The sequence below is a fragment of the Streptomyces sp. NPDC021093 genome (genome assembly GCF_044333135.1).
GTDB lineage: Bacteria > Actinomycetota > Actinomycetes > Streptomycetales > Streptomycetaceae > Streptomyces.
In genome coordinates this window covers 60,792-75,128 of record NZ_JBIRQJ010000013.1, presented here as the reverse complement: position 1 = coordinate 75,128, position 14,337 = coordinate 60,792, and the positions used below count along the sequence as shown (strand labels likewise).

Annotated in this window: 12 protein-coding genes; 8 read left to right on the top strand and 4 right to left on the bottom strand. The window is 72.6% G+C overall.

The genetic code is table 11. The features are described 5' to 3' along the window. The first annotated feature begins 70 nt into the window (after positions 1-70). The 6 genes from ACH4SP_RS34285 to ACH4SP_RS34260 all read left to right on the top strand — a co-directional run bounded on the left by ACH4SP_RS34285 (position 71) and on the right by ACH4SP_RS34260 (position 6,170). Positions 71-1,288, top strand: coding sequence for a beta-ketoacyl-[acyl-carrier-protein] synthase family protein (locus ACH4SP_RS34285; protein WP_398421198.1), 1,218 nt, complete (start codon positions 71-73; stop codon positions 1,286-1,288). 45 nt (positions 1,289-1,333) lie between these two features. Continuing rightward, entirely contained in the window at positions 1,334-2,431 is a 1,098-nt protein-coding gene (locus tag ACH4SP_RS34280) for a beta-ketoacyl synthase N-terminal-like domain-containing protein (protein WP_398420885.1), read from the top strand. Next, a complete protein-coding gene (fabG, locus tag ACH4SP_RS34275) occupies positions 2,432-3,184 on the top strand; it encodes a 3-oxoacyl-[acyl-carrier-protein] reductase (protein ID WP_398420883.1) in 753 nt (250 codons plus the stop codon). Continuing rightward, positions 3,168-4,868, top strand: coding sequence for a phytoene desaturase family protein (locus tag ACH4SP_RS34270; RefSeq protein ID WP_398420881.1), 1,701 nt, complete (start codon positions 3,168-3,170; stop codon positions 4,866-4,868). The genes fabG and ACH4SP_RS34270 overlap by 17 nt, the downstream gene beginning before the upstream one ends. Positions 4,869-4,920: 52 nt before the next feature. Beyond that, positions 4,921-5,466, top strand: coding sequence for a DUF2834 domain-containing protein (locus ACH4SP_RS34265; protein WP_398420879.1), 546 nt, complete (start codon positions 4,921-4,923; stop codon positions 5,464-5,466). Between the two features lie 113 nt (positions 5,467-5,579). Then, complete coding sequence (locus ACH4SP_RS34260; RefSeq protein ID WP_398420877.1) at positions 5,580-6,170, top strand: FABP family protein; 591 nt, start codon at positions 5,580-5,582, stop codon at positions 6,168-6,170. A 90-nt stretch (positions 6,171-6,260) separates the two neighbouring features. Here ACH4SP_RS34260 and ACH4SP_RS34255 read toward each other — a convergent pair whose 3' ends face one another. The 3 genes from ACH4SP_RS34255 to ACH4SP_RS34245 form a co-directional block, all read right to left on the bottom strand. Then, positions 6,261-7,871, bottom strand: coding sequence for a GMC oxidoreductase (locus ACH4SP_RS34255; RefSeq protein WP_398420876.1), 1,611 nt, complete (start codon positions 7,869-7,871; stop codon positions 6,261-6,263). Between the two features lie 290 nt (positions 7,872-8,161). Continuing rightward, complete coding sequence (locus ACH4SP_RS34250) at positions 8,162-8,818, bottom strand: maleylpyruvate isomerase N-terminal domain-containing protein (RefSeq protein WP_398420874.1); 657 nt, start codon at positions 8,816-8,818, stop codon at positions 8,162-8,164. 67 nt (positions 8,819-8,885) lie between these two features. Beyond that, a complete protein-coding gene (locus tag ACH4SP_RS34245) occupies positions 8,886-9,167 on the bottom strand; it encodes a hypothetical protein (RefSeq protein WP_398420872.1) in 282 nt (93 codons plus the stop codon). A gap of 576 nt (positions 9,168-9,743) precedes the next feature. Here ACH4SP_RS34245 and ACH4SP_RS34240 point away from each other — a divergent pair. Beyond that, positions 9,744-12,758, top strand: a complete 3,015-nt coding sequence (locus ACH4SP_RS34240; RefSeq protein ID WP_398420871.1) for an AfsR/SARP family transcriptional regulator — start codon at positions 9,744-9,746, stop codon at positions 12,756-12,758. Positions 12,759-12,782: 24 nt separating this feature from the next. Here ACH4SP_RS34240 and ACH4SP_RS34235 read toward each other — a convergent pair whose 3' ends face one another. Next, on the bottom strand, positions 12,783-12,965 hold the full coding sequence (locus ACH4SP_RS34235) for a hypothetical protein (protein ID WP_398420869.1): 183 nt from the start codon (positions 12,963-12,965) through the stop codon (positions 12,783-12,785). Between the two features lie 357 nt (positions 12,966-13,322). Here ACH4SP_RS34235 and ACH4SP_RS34230 point away from each other — a divergent pair, with 357 nt between their 5' ends. Then, a complete protein-coding gene (locus ACH4SP_RS34230; protein WP_398420867.1) occupies positions 13,323-14,294 on the top strand; it encodes a BTAD domain-containing putative transcriptional regulator in 972 nt (323 codons plus the stop codon). The last annotated feature ends 43 nt before the right edge of the window (positions 14,295-14,337 follow it).

The window sequence follows — 14,337 nt, the reverse complement described above, 5'->3', positions numbered from 1 at the left end:
CACCTTCCCCAGCACTTCTCCCAGCAGCTTCCCCGACGGCTTCTCCGGTGTCCGCCCCGAAGCCCGCCGCGTGGTCGTCACCGGTCTCGGCGCCGTGTCCAGCATCGGCACCGGCACCGAGGAGTTCACCGCGGGACTGCGCGCCGGACGCAGCGGAGTCAGCCCCATCACCGCGTTCGACACCACCGGCTTCGCCCGTCGCAACGGCTGCCAGGTCCCCGACTTCGACCCCGCCCGCATGCTGCGCCGCCTCGACCCCGGTGCGTACGGGCGGGCCGCCCAGTTCTCAGCCGCCGCCGCCCGCATGGCGGTCGAGGACGCCGGACTCACCGACGACGACCTGCGCTCCGTACGCTGCCAGATCTCCGTCGGCACCACCGACGGCGAGTCCTACGATCTGGACCGCATCACCGAGGCCCATCTGCGCGGCGGCCCGTCCGCCGTCACCGGCCGGGCCGCCCGCCGTGTCCCCGCAGCCCTCCTCGGCATCGCCGCCGCCCGCGAACTGCGCCTGACCGACGTCGAAGTCCTCACCATCGGCACCGCCTGCTCCGCAGGCAACTACTCCATCGGCAACGGCCTGGACGCCATCCGGCACGGCGACGCCGACTTCGCCCTGTGCGGGGGAGCGGACGCCTTCTGCCGCAAGACGTTCGCCGCGTTCTACCGGCTCGGCACCATCGCCCCCGACTGCTGCCGCCCCTTCGACACCGACCGGCAGGGCATCCTCACCGGCGAAGGCGCCGGAATGCTCCTCCTCGAAAGCCTCGAATCGGCGCTCGCCCGCGGCGCCCGCATCTACTCCGAGGTCCTCGGCTACGGGCTCAACTGCGACGCGTACCACCCCGTCGCCCCGCAGGAGGACAGCGTCGCCCGCTGCCTCCGACTCGCCCTGGACGACGCCGGGGTGAAACCGGGCGAGGTCGACCTGATCTCCGCCCACGGCACCGGCACCAAGGCCAACGACGTCACGGAGAGCCGCGCCGTCCGCCAGGTCTACGGCAGTGCCCCGCCCCGCACGATCTCCCTCAAGTCGATGCTCGGCCACACCATGGGCGCCGCCAGCGCACTCGGCGCCATCGCCTGCTCCCTCGCGCTCACCCACGGCTTCATCCCGCCGACCATCAACCACCGCACCACCGACCCCGAATGCGCCGTGGACTGCGTACCCAACCAGGCGATCGAGGCGGACCTGCGCATCGTCCAGAACAACGGTCTCGCCTTCGGCGGGAACAACGCCGCCGTCGTCCTGGGCCGCTACGACAGCCGCCCCGGCCCGCTCGCCTGACCCTCCCGTGACCTTCCCCTGACCTTCGCGAGGAACGACCACCCCATGCTGCACATCACCGCCTGGTCGGCGCTCTCCCCCTACGGGCACCACGCGGCCGACTTCACGGCAGGAGTACGGGACCGCCGCCCCACCGCCGCACCCGTACCCGGCCAAGTGGGCCAACTCGGCTGTCTGGTACCGGACTTCGAGCCCCGTGCCGTACTCGGAAAGAAGGGCACCCGGGACATGAACCGGGTCACCGCCCTCGCCGTCACCGCGGTCGGCGCCGTCCTCGACGACGGAACCGAACCCGGCCCCGACACCGCCCTCGTCCTGGGCACCACCACCGGAAGCGTGCAGTCCATGACGGACTTCACCCGCTCGTCCCTCACCGGCGAGCGCCCGTACGACGTCGAGCCCGGCGTCATCCCGAACAGCGTGATGAACTGCGCCGCCGCCCAGTGCGCCATCCGCCACCGCATCCAGGGCCCCAACACCACCCTCGCCGGCGGCCGGGCCGGCGCACTCCTCGGCCTGCTCTACGCCCACCGCCTGCTGCGCGCCGGCCGGGCCCGTACCGTCCTGTGCGGGGGAGCAGAGGAGTACTCGACGGCCCGCGCCTGGCTGGAGGCCCGCAGCCGGGACGGAGCCTCCGGGCCGCGCGGCAGAGTGCCCGTGCTGCTCGGCGGGGTGCCCGTAGTGCTCGCAGGGGCGGGCGCACTGCTCGGCGAGGGTGCGGCCGTCCTGCGCCTGACCGGCGGCACCGCCCCGCCCGAGAGACCCCCGCTGGCCTCGGTCCTGTCCGTGCACACCCGCCAGACCACGGAGGGCACCGACCCGGCCGATGCGGTACGCACCACCGTCGTCGAGGCCCTGAACCGGGCCGGGATCGCCGCCCCCGACGTCTGGGCGGCAGCCGGAACAGGCCTCGACCCCGCCGAGAGCGCGGCCCTGGACGCGCTCTTCCCCCGCCGGGCCCGGGACGCACTGCCCGCACTCGGCACACTGCTCGGCGACACCGGAGCAGCCTCCGCGGCCCTCCAGCTCGCGTCCGCCGTCGCCTCGGCCGACCGCGCACCGGGCGGACACGCGGTGATCACATCCGTCGACGGGCAGGGACTGGTGGCCGCCGCCGTCCTGCGCATGGGAGAGGGCAGCTGAATGCGCACCGAGCCAACCCACCCCAAGATCGCGCTGGTCAGCGGCGGGTCCCGGGGGATCGGCGCAGCCGTCGTACGACGGCTGGCCCAGGACGGCTGGGACGTCGGCTTCTGCTACCGCTCCGACGGAGAAGCCGCCCGCCGCATCGAGAAGGAGGCAGGCGAACTCGGCGTCCGGGCCCTCGCCGTCCGCGCCGACGTCTCCCGCCCCGCCGAGGCCAAGGCCTGGGTGACCCGCACCGAAGACGAACTCGGCCCCGTCTCCGCCGTGGTCGCCAACGCGGGCATCACCCGCGACCGCCCCCTGGTCCTGATGTCCGACGACGACTGGCACCAGGTCATGGACACCAACCTCGACGGCGTCTTCCACACCTGCCGCGCCGCCGTCTTCCCCATGCTCAAGCGCCGCACCGGCTGCGTCGTCACCCTCTCCTCCGTCGCCGGGGTCCACGGCAACCCCGGCCAGACCAACTACAGCGCGGCCAAAGCCGGAATCATCGGCTTCACCAAGGCCCTCGCCAAGGAGGTCGGCGCCCACGGCATCCGCGCCAACGTCGTCGCCCCCGGCCTCATCGACACCGACATGACCGACGCCCTCCCGGCGAAGGACCGCGACCGGCTGCTCTCCGCGGTGGCCATGCGCCGCTTCGGCACGGCGGAAGAGGTCGCCGACCTCGCCGCGTTCCTGGTGTCGGACCGGGCCTCGTACATCACCGGAAGCGTCCTGGAGGTCCACGGTGGCATTGCACTCTGAAACCGGCCTGCCCACCCACTCCTCCCCTTCCTTCTCCTCGCCCTCCTCCCCCCGCTCGTACGATGCGGTGATCGTCGGCGGCGGTGTCGGCGGCCTGGTCTGCGCCGCCTACCTCGCCGTCGCCGGCCGTCGCGTCCTCCTTGCCGAACAGCACGACGTCACCGGCGGGAACGCGCAGGTCTTCCGCCGCCGCCGCGCCTACGAGTTCGACGTGGGCATGCACTACGTCGGCGACTGCGGGCCCGACGGCCTGCTCCCCGCGATCCTCGCCGGACTCGGCATCGGCGCCGACCGGGTCGCCTTCCGCCCGCTGAACGCGGACGGCTTCGACCGCCTCGTACTGCCGGGCCGCACCGTCGACGTCCCGGTCGGCTGGGACGCGTACCTGAAGAGGCTCTGCGCGGCCCTCCCCGCGGAACGGCCCGGCCTGACCCGCTGCGTCCACACCCTGCGCGACATCGCCGCCGACCTGCGCGGCGGCATGACCACCCCGCCGGGCGCCGACCGTGCCCCCATGTCGAAGGCCCTGATGTCCTGGGGCGGCCGCACCCTCGGCGACCTCTACGCCGACTGCCGACTCGGCCCGGCGGCAAGGACGTTGATCGCCGCACAGTCCGGCAACTACGGAACGCCCCCCTCCCGCACCCTCAACTCCACGCACGCCACCATGCTCGACCACTACCTGCGCGGCGCGTACGCCCCCGTCGGCTCCGGCCAGACGATGATCGCCACGCTCGTCGAGGTCATCGAGGCACACGGCGGCCAGGTCCGCACCCGCTGCCCCGTCGAGCAGATCCTCGTCACCGACGACCGCAGGGCCGAAGGCGTACGGCTCGCCACCGGCGAGACCGTCCACGCCCCGCTCGTCATCTCCAACGCCGACTACCGCCGCACCGTCCTGGACCTCTGCGGCGGCCGGGGCTTCTCGGCCCCCGTCGTCGAACGCACCCGCCGCGCCACCATGCGAGCCGCCGTCGCCACCGCCTACATCGCCCTCGACCGCCCCCTCGACCTCCCCAACACCAACATCTGGTGGTGGGCCCACACCGACATCGAAGCCGCCTACGCCCAGGCCCTCGAAGGCGACGGCTCCGACCCCACCTTCGCCTTCCTCTCGTTCGGCTCCCTCAAGGACCCCGACAGCCGCACCGTCTGCCCGCCGGGCCACAGCAACTTCCAGATCATGACCCTGATGCCACCCCTCGAAGGCCCCCCGGGCCGCTACCGCCGCGACCCCGCCTACGAGGCCGTCAAGACCCGCCTCCGCGACAACCTCGTCGACATCGCCGAAGCCGCCCTCGGCCCGATCCGCCCCCACCTCACCCACCTGGAAACCGCCACCGCACACACCAACCACCGCTACATCCAAGGCGGTTCGGGAACCCCCTACGGCTTCGACGACTGGGGCGGGCACGGCCGCCGCCCCAGCATCCGCACCGGAGTACGGGGCCTGTACGCGGTCGGCGCCAACTCCAGCTTCGGCGCCGGGATCCTCGGCACCGCCCTCAGTGGCATCTCCGCAGCCGGCCGCATCCTCGACCGCCCCCTGCTCTCCGAAGTCTGCGCAGGCACAACCTTCGCCGACCCGTCCCAACTCCCGCCCCGCACCCCGGACTTCGACCCACTGCGCATCTCCAGGGGTCGCGCCCGCCGAGACGCCCGCGGCCTGGCCCGCATCGGCTGACCGGGGCCTTCCCTCTGTCTCCGTCCACCCGGCATTCGTATCCTTCGGGGAAATGAGAGGAGCACACATGGAGGACCGGCCGAACCGCACACCGGACGACGATCAACTGCCGGACGACCACACCGCATTGCCCCGCCACGCCACCTCGCCCCGTCGCGCAGCACCGACCGGCAGCCTGCGACGCACCACCGGATCCACGGAGGCGGCCTACGCGCTCCTCCTGGCAGCAGGCATCGCCCTGCCCTTCTCGCAGGCCGTGCCCTGGCTCGTCGAGAACGGCCCCGACCTCGGCCGACTCCTCGACGAGCTGTTCGCCACCCGCATCAGCAGCTTCTTCGGCTGGGACGTGATCGTCACCGTCGTCGCGCTCCTCTTCACCGTGACGGTCGTCGACACGAGCCTGACCCGCGCCCAACGCATCCTCACCGTCCTGGCCAGCCTCCTGGGAGCGTCGGTAGGCCTCCCCCTCTACCTCCTCCTGCGCCAACGCAACCTGCGCCGCGGCACCGCGAGTCCCGGCACCGCGAGTCCCGGCACCCCGAGCCCCGGCACCCCGAGCCCCGGCACCCCGAGCCCTTCGAGGGCTGACGCCCCGTGAGCGGCTGGGTACAGGGAGGCCCCGTGCGGAGGGGCACCCCGCTCCGCCACCTCCGCCCAACCCCCTACGCTTCCCCTCAGACGCCAACCCATCCGCACCCCAGGAGCACCCCCGTGTCCCACCCCGCCCCACAGCCCCCGTCCCCGCAACAGAACCCGGACCCGGACTCGTCCCCGTACCCCTATCCCGATTCCCACCACCCGGAAGTTCCCCCCGCCCCGCACCCCCTCCTCACCCCCGTCCTTGCCCTCCTCGGGACCTGGCGCGGCCAGGGAAGCGGCCAATACCCCACGCTCGACGAGGACTTCACGTACGCCCAGGAAGTCACCTTCACCCACGACGGCCGCCCCTTCCTCCACTACGAGGCCCGCGCCTGGCTCCTCGCCCCCGACGGCACGCCGCTGCGCCCGTCCGCGCGCGAGAGCGGCTGGTGGCGGCTCCAGCCCGACGGCCGGGTGGAAGCCCTGATCACCCAGCCCACCGGCATCGCCGAGATCGCGGTCGGCACCGCCACCTCGGCCCCCACCACGGTCGACCTCTCCGCCCACGAAGTGGCCTTCACCCCCACCGCGAAGAAGGTCGACGCCACCCGTCGCCGCTACACCTTGACCGACGACGGGACACTCGCCTTCACCCACGACCTCGCAGCGGTCGGGCAGCCCCTGCAGCACCACCTCTCGGCGCGCCTGCACCGCCGGCCGTGACCCCTCGGCCGTTGATCCCTCCAGGGGGCGAAAACGCCAGGTGGCGAGAGCTCAGGCCCTCGCCACCCCTTGCCGCGCACCACGCACGCCCTACAGATCGTCCGCGATGATCCTCTCGATGTTGCGCTCGGCGAGCGCGGTGATCGTGACGAACGGATTCACGCTGGCATTGCCGGGGATGAGCGAACCGTCCATCACGTACAACCCCGGATGGCCGTGCAGACGGCCGTAGTTGTCGGTCGCCCGGTTCAGGACCACGCCGCCGAGCGGGTGGTAGGTGAGATGGTCGCCCCAGATCTTGTACAGGCCGAAGAGGTCGGTCCGGTAGATCGTCCCCTCCTTCTTGTTGATCTTGTCGAAGATGGTGCGGGCGGCGTCGATGGACGGCTGCTTCCAGGCGGTCTGCCAGTCGAGGTCGACCCGGTTCGCCGCCGCGTTCCAGGTGAATTGGGCCCGGTGCGGGTTCTTGGTGATCGACAGGTAGAAGGAGGCGTACGTCTCGATGCCGGTGGGCAGCGGGGCGACCTCGGCGAACGCCCCGCCCGCGTCCCAGTTGTCGATTCCGGCCGTGGGCATGGAGGCCTGGAGCTTGCCGGTCGCGTCCCACATGTGGTTGGCGCGCCCGCACATGACGTTGCCGTTGTCGCCCCAGCCCTTGCCGATCTCGTCGTTCAGACGGGGCAGCGCGCCGGTCGCCCTCAGCCGGGTCAGCAGCTTGCTGGTACCGACACTGCCCGCAGCGAAGAACACCCGGTCGGCAGTCACCGCCTTGGTGGCGATCACCGCACCAGCGGTGTCGAGCTGCTCGGCCACGACCGTGTACCCGACGCCACCGCCGGCCACCGGACTCACCGAAGTCACCCTGTGCAGCGGTGATATGACGACCCGTCCGGTCGCGACGGCCTGTGCGAGATAGGTCTTCTGGAGCGTCTTCTTGCCGTGGTTGTTCCCGTACAGGACTTCACCCGCCAGCGCCGACCGGGGCACCGCCCCCGCCGCCTCCTGCTTCATGTACTCCCAGTCGTACACGTTCGGTACGAAGACGAAGGGGAAGCCGGAGCGCTCCGCGTGCTTGCGGCCCACGCGCGCGTACTGGTAACACTCCGCCGACTCCCACCAGGCAGGGTCGACCTCGGTCACCCCGAGCCCCGCGTTGGCGCGCGGGTAGTAGGTGCCGTACATCTCGTCCGCGTTCACGGACGGGAGCACGGCGCCGAATCTCTCCCTGCGCGGAGTCACCGCCATCCCGCCGTTGACCAGTGAACCGCCGCCGACTCCCCGCCCCTGGTAGACGGTGATGCCTGCGAAGTCCTCGGCGTCCAGGATTCCGGTGTGGCGGGGGACGTCCTTGTCGAGCGGGAAGCCGAGGAAGTTGCTCAGCGGCTGCTTGGTTCTGGTACGGAGCCAGAAGGAGCGGTAGTCGGGCCTGGTGGTGTTGGCGAAGATGTTGCCGTCCGGTCCGGGGGTGTCCCAGGCCATGCCCATCTCCACCATGTGCACGTCGACCCCCGCCCGCGCCAGCCGCAGGGCGGCGACGGAACCCCCGTACCCGGTACCGATCACCAGCACCGGAACCCGCTCCCCGGTGACGAGCGCCCCTCGCGACGGTGCGGCCTGGGCCGACGCGGCGGAGAGGGGTCCGGACAGGGCCGCGGCGCCCAGCAGGGAACCTGTCCCGGCGAGAAAGCGACGTCGCGTCACGCTGTGGGCGTCGATGACGCGAGAGAGGTGAGAGAGATGGGAGACGTGAGAGGAGTGGTGACTCATACGAGGTTCCTCACTCTTGTGGGAAGAGGAGGGAGTTCTACTGCTGCAGGCATGGGAAGTCACTGCATACCTATAGGTAACTTATGCCCGATCTTGGTGCGTATGGGAGTGCCGTGACGGGAGGTCATCAGAGGTCCGCGCACTGGGCAGCGCATGCCGAACTACCTGTATGGGTAAGGGAGTTGTCCTGTCGCCCGCCGGGAAAGCCGCCCCGTCGCGGGAAGCTACCCGAGGACGATCGGGATTCTCGCGGCCAGCTCGCCCAGCTCGGCCGCCTCCGCACCGGTCGGGGCGCGCCGCCCGGTACCGATCAGCAGCGCGTCCGTGTCGGAGAACGACGCCGGGAAGGCTGCCCCCGCGATCCTCTCCAGCATGTCGCGGGTCCGGGCGAGCCCCTCCGCGGGCGGCGGTGCCACCCCCCGAAGGTGTGCGACCAGGTCGAGATGGTGCAGCGTCCATTCCAGTACGTACGCGCCGAGGAAGTCGCCCGCGGTGAGGACGACGTCACGCGTGCCCACCCGCAGGGCCGGGTCGGCGAGTCCGGCCGCCCGGCCTGCGGCGGACCCGACGTCGTCGAGATGGAACTTCAGGAGCCAGGGCTCCTCGTAGGCGGCAGCCAGCCTGACGGTCAGCGCATCGAGCGGATCGTCGCCGGTCGGCAGTGCCTCGGCGACCTCCCAGTACGTCACCGAGTCGCGGGTCGGCTCCGTACCGGCCGGGGTGGCGAGAGTGATCAGGACGTCCTGGGCGTCGATGACCAGATGGCACACCAGATCCCGCACGAGCCAGCCGGAACAGCCGGACGGCTGCGCGAAGTCCTTGTCCGAGAGCCCGGCGACCGCGGCCCGCAGTGCCGACCAGGAGTGCGAGAAGAGATCCACGTGAGCACGCTAGTGGGGCGCCGGCGCAACGGACAAGTACCCGGGACGGCCGGCCGCCCGGACGGCCTCAGGGACCGGGGGCCCTGTCCGCGTACGGGCTGGCGGGTGCCGGGATCCTCTCGACGCTGCTGGCGTCGAGCGCGAGCGACGCCGAAGTGGTTCCGGGGGTGCCGCCCGGGTGCCAGGTGCCGGTGACCTTCGCCCAGGTGTCGGCGGGCGGTGCCTGCGCACCGTGCACGGTGACGTCGGTCAGGGGCGAGACGATCCCCGCGACCAGGAAGGACGGTGGAGCACCCCGGCCGGCCGACATGCCCGGCGGGACCTCGATCAGACCGTCGGGCTTGCTCACGTGGGCTCCGGGCCGGAAGACATCGGGGGAGGGCCCACAGTATCCGGGCAACTGTGCGACGGTGCGCCACCCGTCCGTCCGAACGGCCCGCGCGCGCCCCGGCCGGCCCGGCTCGGTCCGCCACCTCGCCGACGCCCGCTCCATCCGGATGCGCATACATCGCAGCCCGGAGGGGGAAACCCCAGGTGGCAGGGGTACCGGGACGTGGCGCAGCTTCGTGGCGCACGCGACCGGGGGGCAAGGAGGCACAGGTTCACATCTTGTCGGCCCGACTCGAAAGAGTCGTATGATCAAGGGCCATTCCAGAGCAATCTGGGACGACCCCAATTTCTTCGGGGTCCGTCCGGAGCCGTGGCGCGGTGACTCGCGCGGGCCGGTGCCGAGGGCACCAGGGAGCGCCGTACCGGCGCCGCCCAGGTCCGGGGGCACCCCCGGAAGTGCGTGTGGTGGCGAGTGAACCTCTTCGATGATGCTCTCGTCTCCCTTCCTGGCGGGACGGCCAGGCCGTACACGGTGGAGCTGCCGGGGGGCGCTCCACCGAGACCAGAAGACCAGTGGGGAAGGAAAACAGGACTCATGGGGGAAGACGGCATCCGGTTCACCGTGCTCGGAGCCGTACGGGTCGTCCGGGACGGGGGCGTCCTGACCACGGGGTCGCCGCAGCAGCAGGCGCTGCTGACGGCGCTGCTCCTGCGGGCCGGCCGGGCCACGCCCGCGCACGAGCTGCTCGCCTCGATCTGGGGCGAGGAAGCACCGGATTCCGCCCTGTCGAGCCTGCGCACCTACGCCTGGCGGCTGCGCCGGATCGTGGAGGAGGACCGCTCCGCGCCCAAGGTGCTCGTATCGCTGCGCGACGGCTACCAGCTGCTGGTGCCGCCCCGTTCGGTGGACGCGCTGTACGCCGAGGAACTCGCGGCGGACGCCGCGCGGGCCCGCGCGGCCGGGCAGGAGGAGGAGTGCGGCAGGCTGCTCGCCGAAGCCCTCCTCCTGTGGAGCGGCGAGCCCCTGGCGGGCGTGCCGGGGCCGTTCGCCGAGCAGCAGCGCTCGCGGTTCGCCGCGCTGCGGCTCGCGCTGATGGAGGAGCACTTCGAGCACGACCTCCGGCAGGGACGGCACGGGCTCGTCATCCCGGACCTCATCGGCTTCACGCACGAGCACCCGCTCCAGGAGCGGCCGTACGGCTTCCTGATGCGGGCGCTGTACGCGATGGGGCGTCAGGGCGACGCGCTCGCCGTGTTCGGCCGCGCCCGCCGGGTCCTGGCGGAGGAGCTGGGCGTCGACCCCGGGCCCGAACTGAGCGCGCTCCACGAGCGGATCCTCGCGAACGACCCGCTCCTGATGGGTCACCTGGCCGAGGTACGGGACCAGCCTGCGGACCTCGCCGGGGTCGAACCGGAACCGGCCGCCGAGCCACCCAGGGAAGTGCCCGCGCCCACCCGCCCCGCCCAGCTGCCCGCCGACATCCCCGACTTCACCGGCCGCGCGGGCCAGGTCCAGGACCTCTACCAGGCACTCACCGACCCGGCCCGGGCCTCCCTCGCGGTGGTGTCCGTCACCGGTATGGGCGGCATCGGCAAGAGCACGCTCGCCCTCCAGGTCGCACACCAGGCCAAACCGGAATTCCCCGGCGGCCAGCTCTACGCGGACCTGCGCGGCAACGGCCTGGAGCCCGCCGACCCGGGCGCCGTCCTGGGCAGCTTCCTCACCGCGCTGGGCGTCCCCGGCCAGGCCATGCCCGCCTCGACCGAGGACCGGGCCCTGCTCTTCCGTACGACCGTCGACGGACGCCGCACCCTGGTCCTGCTGGACAACGCCCGCGACCCCGCACAGATCAGACCCCTGCTGCCGGGCTCCGCCGACTGCGGGGTCATCGTCACCAGCCGGGCCATGCTGGCCGGGCTCTCCACCACCATCCAGAGCGACCTGGAGGTCTTCGACACCGCCGAGGCGATCGCCCTGCTGCGGACGATCGTCGGAGCGGACCGCATCGGGGAGGAACCGGAAGCCGCCGCCGAACTGGTCGCCCTGTGCGGCCACCTCCCGCTCGCCGTGCGCATCGTGGCGGCGCGGCTCGCGGCCAGGCCCCGGTGGCGGGTGGAGACCATGACCGGCCGCCTCGCCGACGAACGGCTCCGCATCGGCGAGCTGCGGGCCGGTGACCTCGCCGTCGCGGCCGTCTTCGAACTCGGCCACCGCCAGCTGAGCCGTGCCCAGGCGCGCGCGTTCCGGTTGCTTGCGCCGGTGACCCGGCAGGGCATCGGAACGGCCGCCGCGGCGGCCGCGCTGGGGATGGACGAGTACGACGCCGAGGAACTGCTGGAGGCACTGGTCGACGCGGCCATGCTGGAGGCACCGCTGCCCGGCCACTACCGCTACCACGACCTGGTGCGCTCCTTCGCGCTCCAGCTCGCCGGGTCCGGGCAGCCGGAGTCCGAAGAGGCGGACGGCGACGACGGGACCGCGGCACTGGGGCGACTCCTCGACTTCCTGCTGGACGGGGCCTGCGCGGCGTTCCAGACGATGGTGCCGGGCGACCCCGTCGGCGCGATCCTCGGCGGCAGGCCCGAGACCGGGCCGCGGTTCGCCACGCTCGCGCAGGCGCGCACCTGGGTGACCGAGGAGTTCGACTGCGCCGCCAACGCGGCCGCCCTCGCGGGCAGGACCGGTCCGGGCGACGACACCCGGATGCTGCGCACCGCGGCCGACCTGCTGGTCGCGCTCAGCCCCTTCGGGCAGGACATCCCGTACCTGCAACTGGCCATGACCGCGCGCAAGGTGGCCGACGCGGCGGCAGCGTGCGGCGACGACCAGGCCGAGGCGCGGGCCCGGTTCGTGTGCGGCAACGCGGCGCTCCAGTACACCCGGCTGGCCGAGGCCGAACTGCACACCCGGCTGGCGACCGAGGCCAGCGGCCGGGCAGGAGACGAGGTCATCCTGCGGCAGATCCTCAACGACCGGGGCCTGATCGCACAGTGGCAGCGGCGCTTCACCGACGCCGCGGAGTTCTACGACCGCGCGCTGGAACTGGCCCGGCGGCTGGGACACCGCTCGGGCGAACTCACCACCGAACTGAACGCGGCCCAGGCCCGGTTGCGCAGCGGCCGCCCCGCCGACGCGGTGCAGGTGTGCGAGGACGCGCTGGACCGGCTGCGCACCGAACAGGACCCGCACGTGACCTCGTACGCCTGGTACGTACACGGCATGGCGCTGCACGAGCTGGGGCGGCACGCGGACGCCGTCGTCAGCTACACCGCCTGCCTGGAGGTCTGCGCGGCGGCCCGGCTGCGGGGACGGGAGACCCAGGCGAGGTTCCGGCTCTCCGACAGCCTGAGGGGCCTGGGCCGGTACGACGAGGCGCTGGCGGAGGCCGAGCGGGCGCTGGCCCTGAGTGAGGAACTGGGCTCCCAGCGGGAGCGCGGGCACTGCCTGCTCGCCCTGGCCAGGGCCCTGGCCGAGACCGGCGAGGGCGCCGCGGCGCTGACCCGCGCGCACCAGGCCCGCGACATGTTCACCCTGTTGGGGCTGCCCGACGCGGACCAGGCCGAGGAGCTGGCGCGGTCGCTCGGCGGGCCCGTGGGCGCGAAGGGCTGAACGGGGCCCGCGGCGGGCAGTGACTCAGCCCTGGCTGTTCCACTCGTTCGGCTCCTTCCCGCCGCCGCCGGCGAGGACGGTCACGGTGTGACCCGGTGCCGGAGCGTCGTGCTGGGGGACGGCCACCGAGAACAGCGCGGCGGCGCAGCCGAAGGTGACGAGGACGACGGCCTTGCGCAGGACCGGGTTCTTGATGGATCGCTTCATGGGGTGCCGTCCGCTTCGGGGTTCGATGCTGCCTGCGTATGGGGGAGAGCCGGTCGGACCGTGTCGTTCCCGGCTGCTCTGGAACAAGACTGATCCAGTCCGCTCTACGACGGATATACGCGCGATCACCGGCCCCCCTCCCGACGTCCGCGCACCCGAGGATCTTCCGTATATGTGCCCCGTGCAGCCTGGGGACAGTGCGGCGGTCGGCCACTGAACCGGTGCTTCCCGCCGGACCCACCAACCGGTCCGTCCGGACGCCGCACCGCCCCGGCCCCGGCCGGCCAGACCACGCACCGTACTCCCACAGCTGCACCCGAACCACCACACGATGGACCCGGGCCAGCGGAGGTTGCCATGACTGACCTTCTGTCTCCTTCGACCGCGCTCTCCTCTGCCGCGCACCCGGCCGATCTCAGCTTCGAACTGCTGGGCGAGGTCCGGGGCTGGCGCGACGGCGTCGAACTCCCGCTCGGCGCACCCCGCCAACGGGCCCTGCTCGCCGTCCTGTTGCTGCGGGCCGGTTCACCCGTCGGCCGCGACCACCTGATCGACGGGATCTGGGGCGACACCACCGTGCTGGACGGTGCCAACCTGGTGCAGGCGTACGTCTCCAAGCTGCGCAAGCTCGTCGAGCCCGACCGGGCTCCGCGCACCGCAGGCGGCGTGCTCACCCGGGTCGGCGCTTCCTACCGGCTCTCCATCGGCCCCCAGCAGTGCGACCTCGGCCGGTTCGAGCAGTCGGTGGCCGACGCCCGGGCACTGCGGGCCGCCGGGCAGCCCGACGAAGCCGAACGGACCCTGGCGGCCGCCCTGTCGCGCTGGCCGGGACCCGCCCTCACCGGTGTGAGCGGCCCACTGCTCGACGTCGAACGCACCCGGCTCGCGGAGCTGCGGCTGGCGGTCGTCGAGGAGCACACCGAACTCGCGCTCGAACTCGGCGGCCACGCCCGGCTGGTGCCGCACCTGCTCGTCCTCACCGCCGAACACCCGTACCGCGAACGGCTCTGGGCGTTGCTCATGGCCGCGCTCTACCGGGGCAGCCGACAGGCCGACGCGCTGGCCGCCTACCAGCGGGCCAGGCACGCCCTGGGGGAGCACCTGGGCCTGCTGCCCGGTCCGGAGCTGCGCGGGATCGAGGAAGCGATCCTGGCACGGCGCCCCGATCCGTTCGCCCGCGTCGCCGTCCCGGCCGAGGTGCCGGGCGGGGCGCCGGAGCACGGCCGTCCGCACCTGACCCTGGTGGGCCCGGCCCCGCTCACGGCATCCGCACCGCACGCCGGGACCCGGGGTCCCTGGAGCGCGGGGGCGGCCCGGCTGGCCCGCTGAGCCACCGTTCGACCACCTTCCCCTTCCTTATTTCCTTCCCTTC

Excerpts from the sequence above, each read along its gene's own strand:
- ACH4SP_RS34235 (WP_398420869.1), bottom strand. The coding sequence starts at position 12,965 with ATGAAGCGATCCATCAAGAACCCGGTCCTGCGCAAGGCCGTCGTCCTC.
- fabG (WP_398420883.1), top strand. The coding sequence starts at position 2,432 with ATGCGCACCGAGCCAACCCACCCCAAGATCGCGCTGGTCAGCGGCGGG.
- ACH4SP_RS34240 (WP_398420871.1), top strand. The coding sequence starts at position 9,744 with ATGGGGGAAGACGGCATCCGGTTCACCGTGCTCGGAGCCGTACGGGTC.
- ACH4SP_RS34265 (WP_398420879.1), top strand. The coding sequence starts at position 4,921 with ATGAGAGGAGCACACATGGAGGACCGGCCGAACCGCACACCGGACGAC.
- ACH4SP_RS34280 (WP_398420885.1), top strand. The coding sequence starts at position 1,334 with ATGCTGCACATCACCGCCTGGTCGGCGCTCTCCCCCTACGGGCACCAC.
- ACH4SP_RS34230 (WP_398420867.1), top strand. The coding sequence starts at position 13,323 with ATGACTGACCTTCTGTCTCCTTCGACCGCGCTCTCCTCTGCCGCGCAC.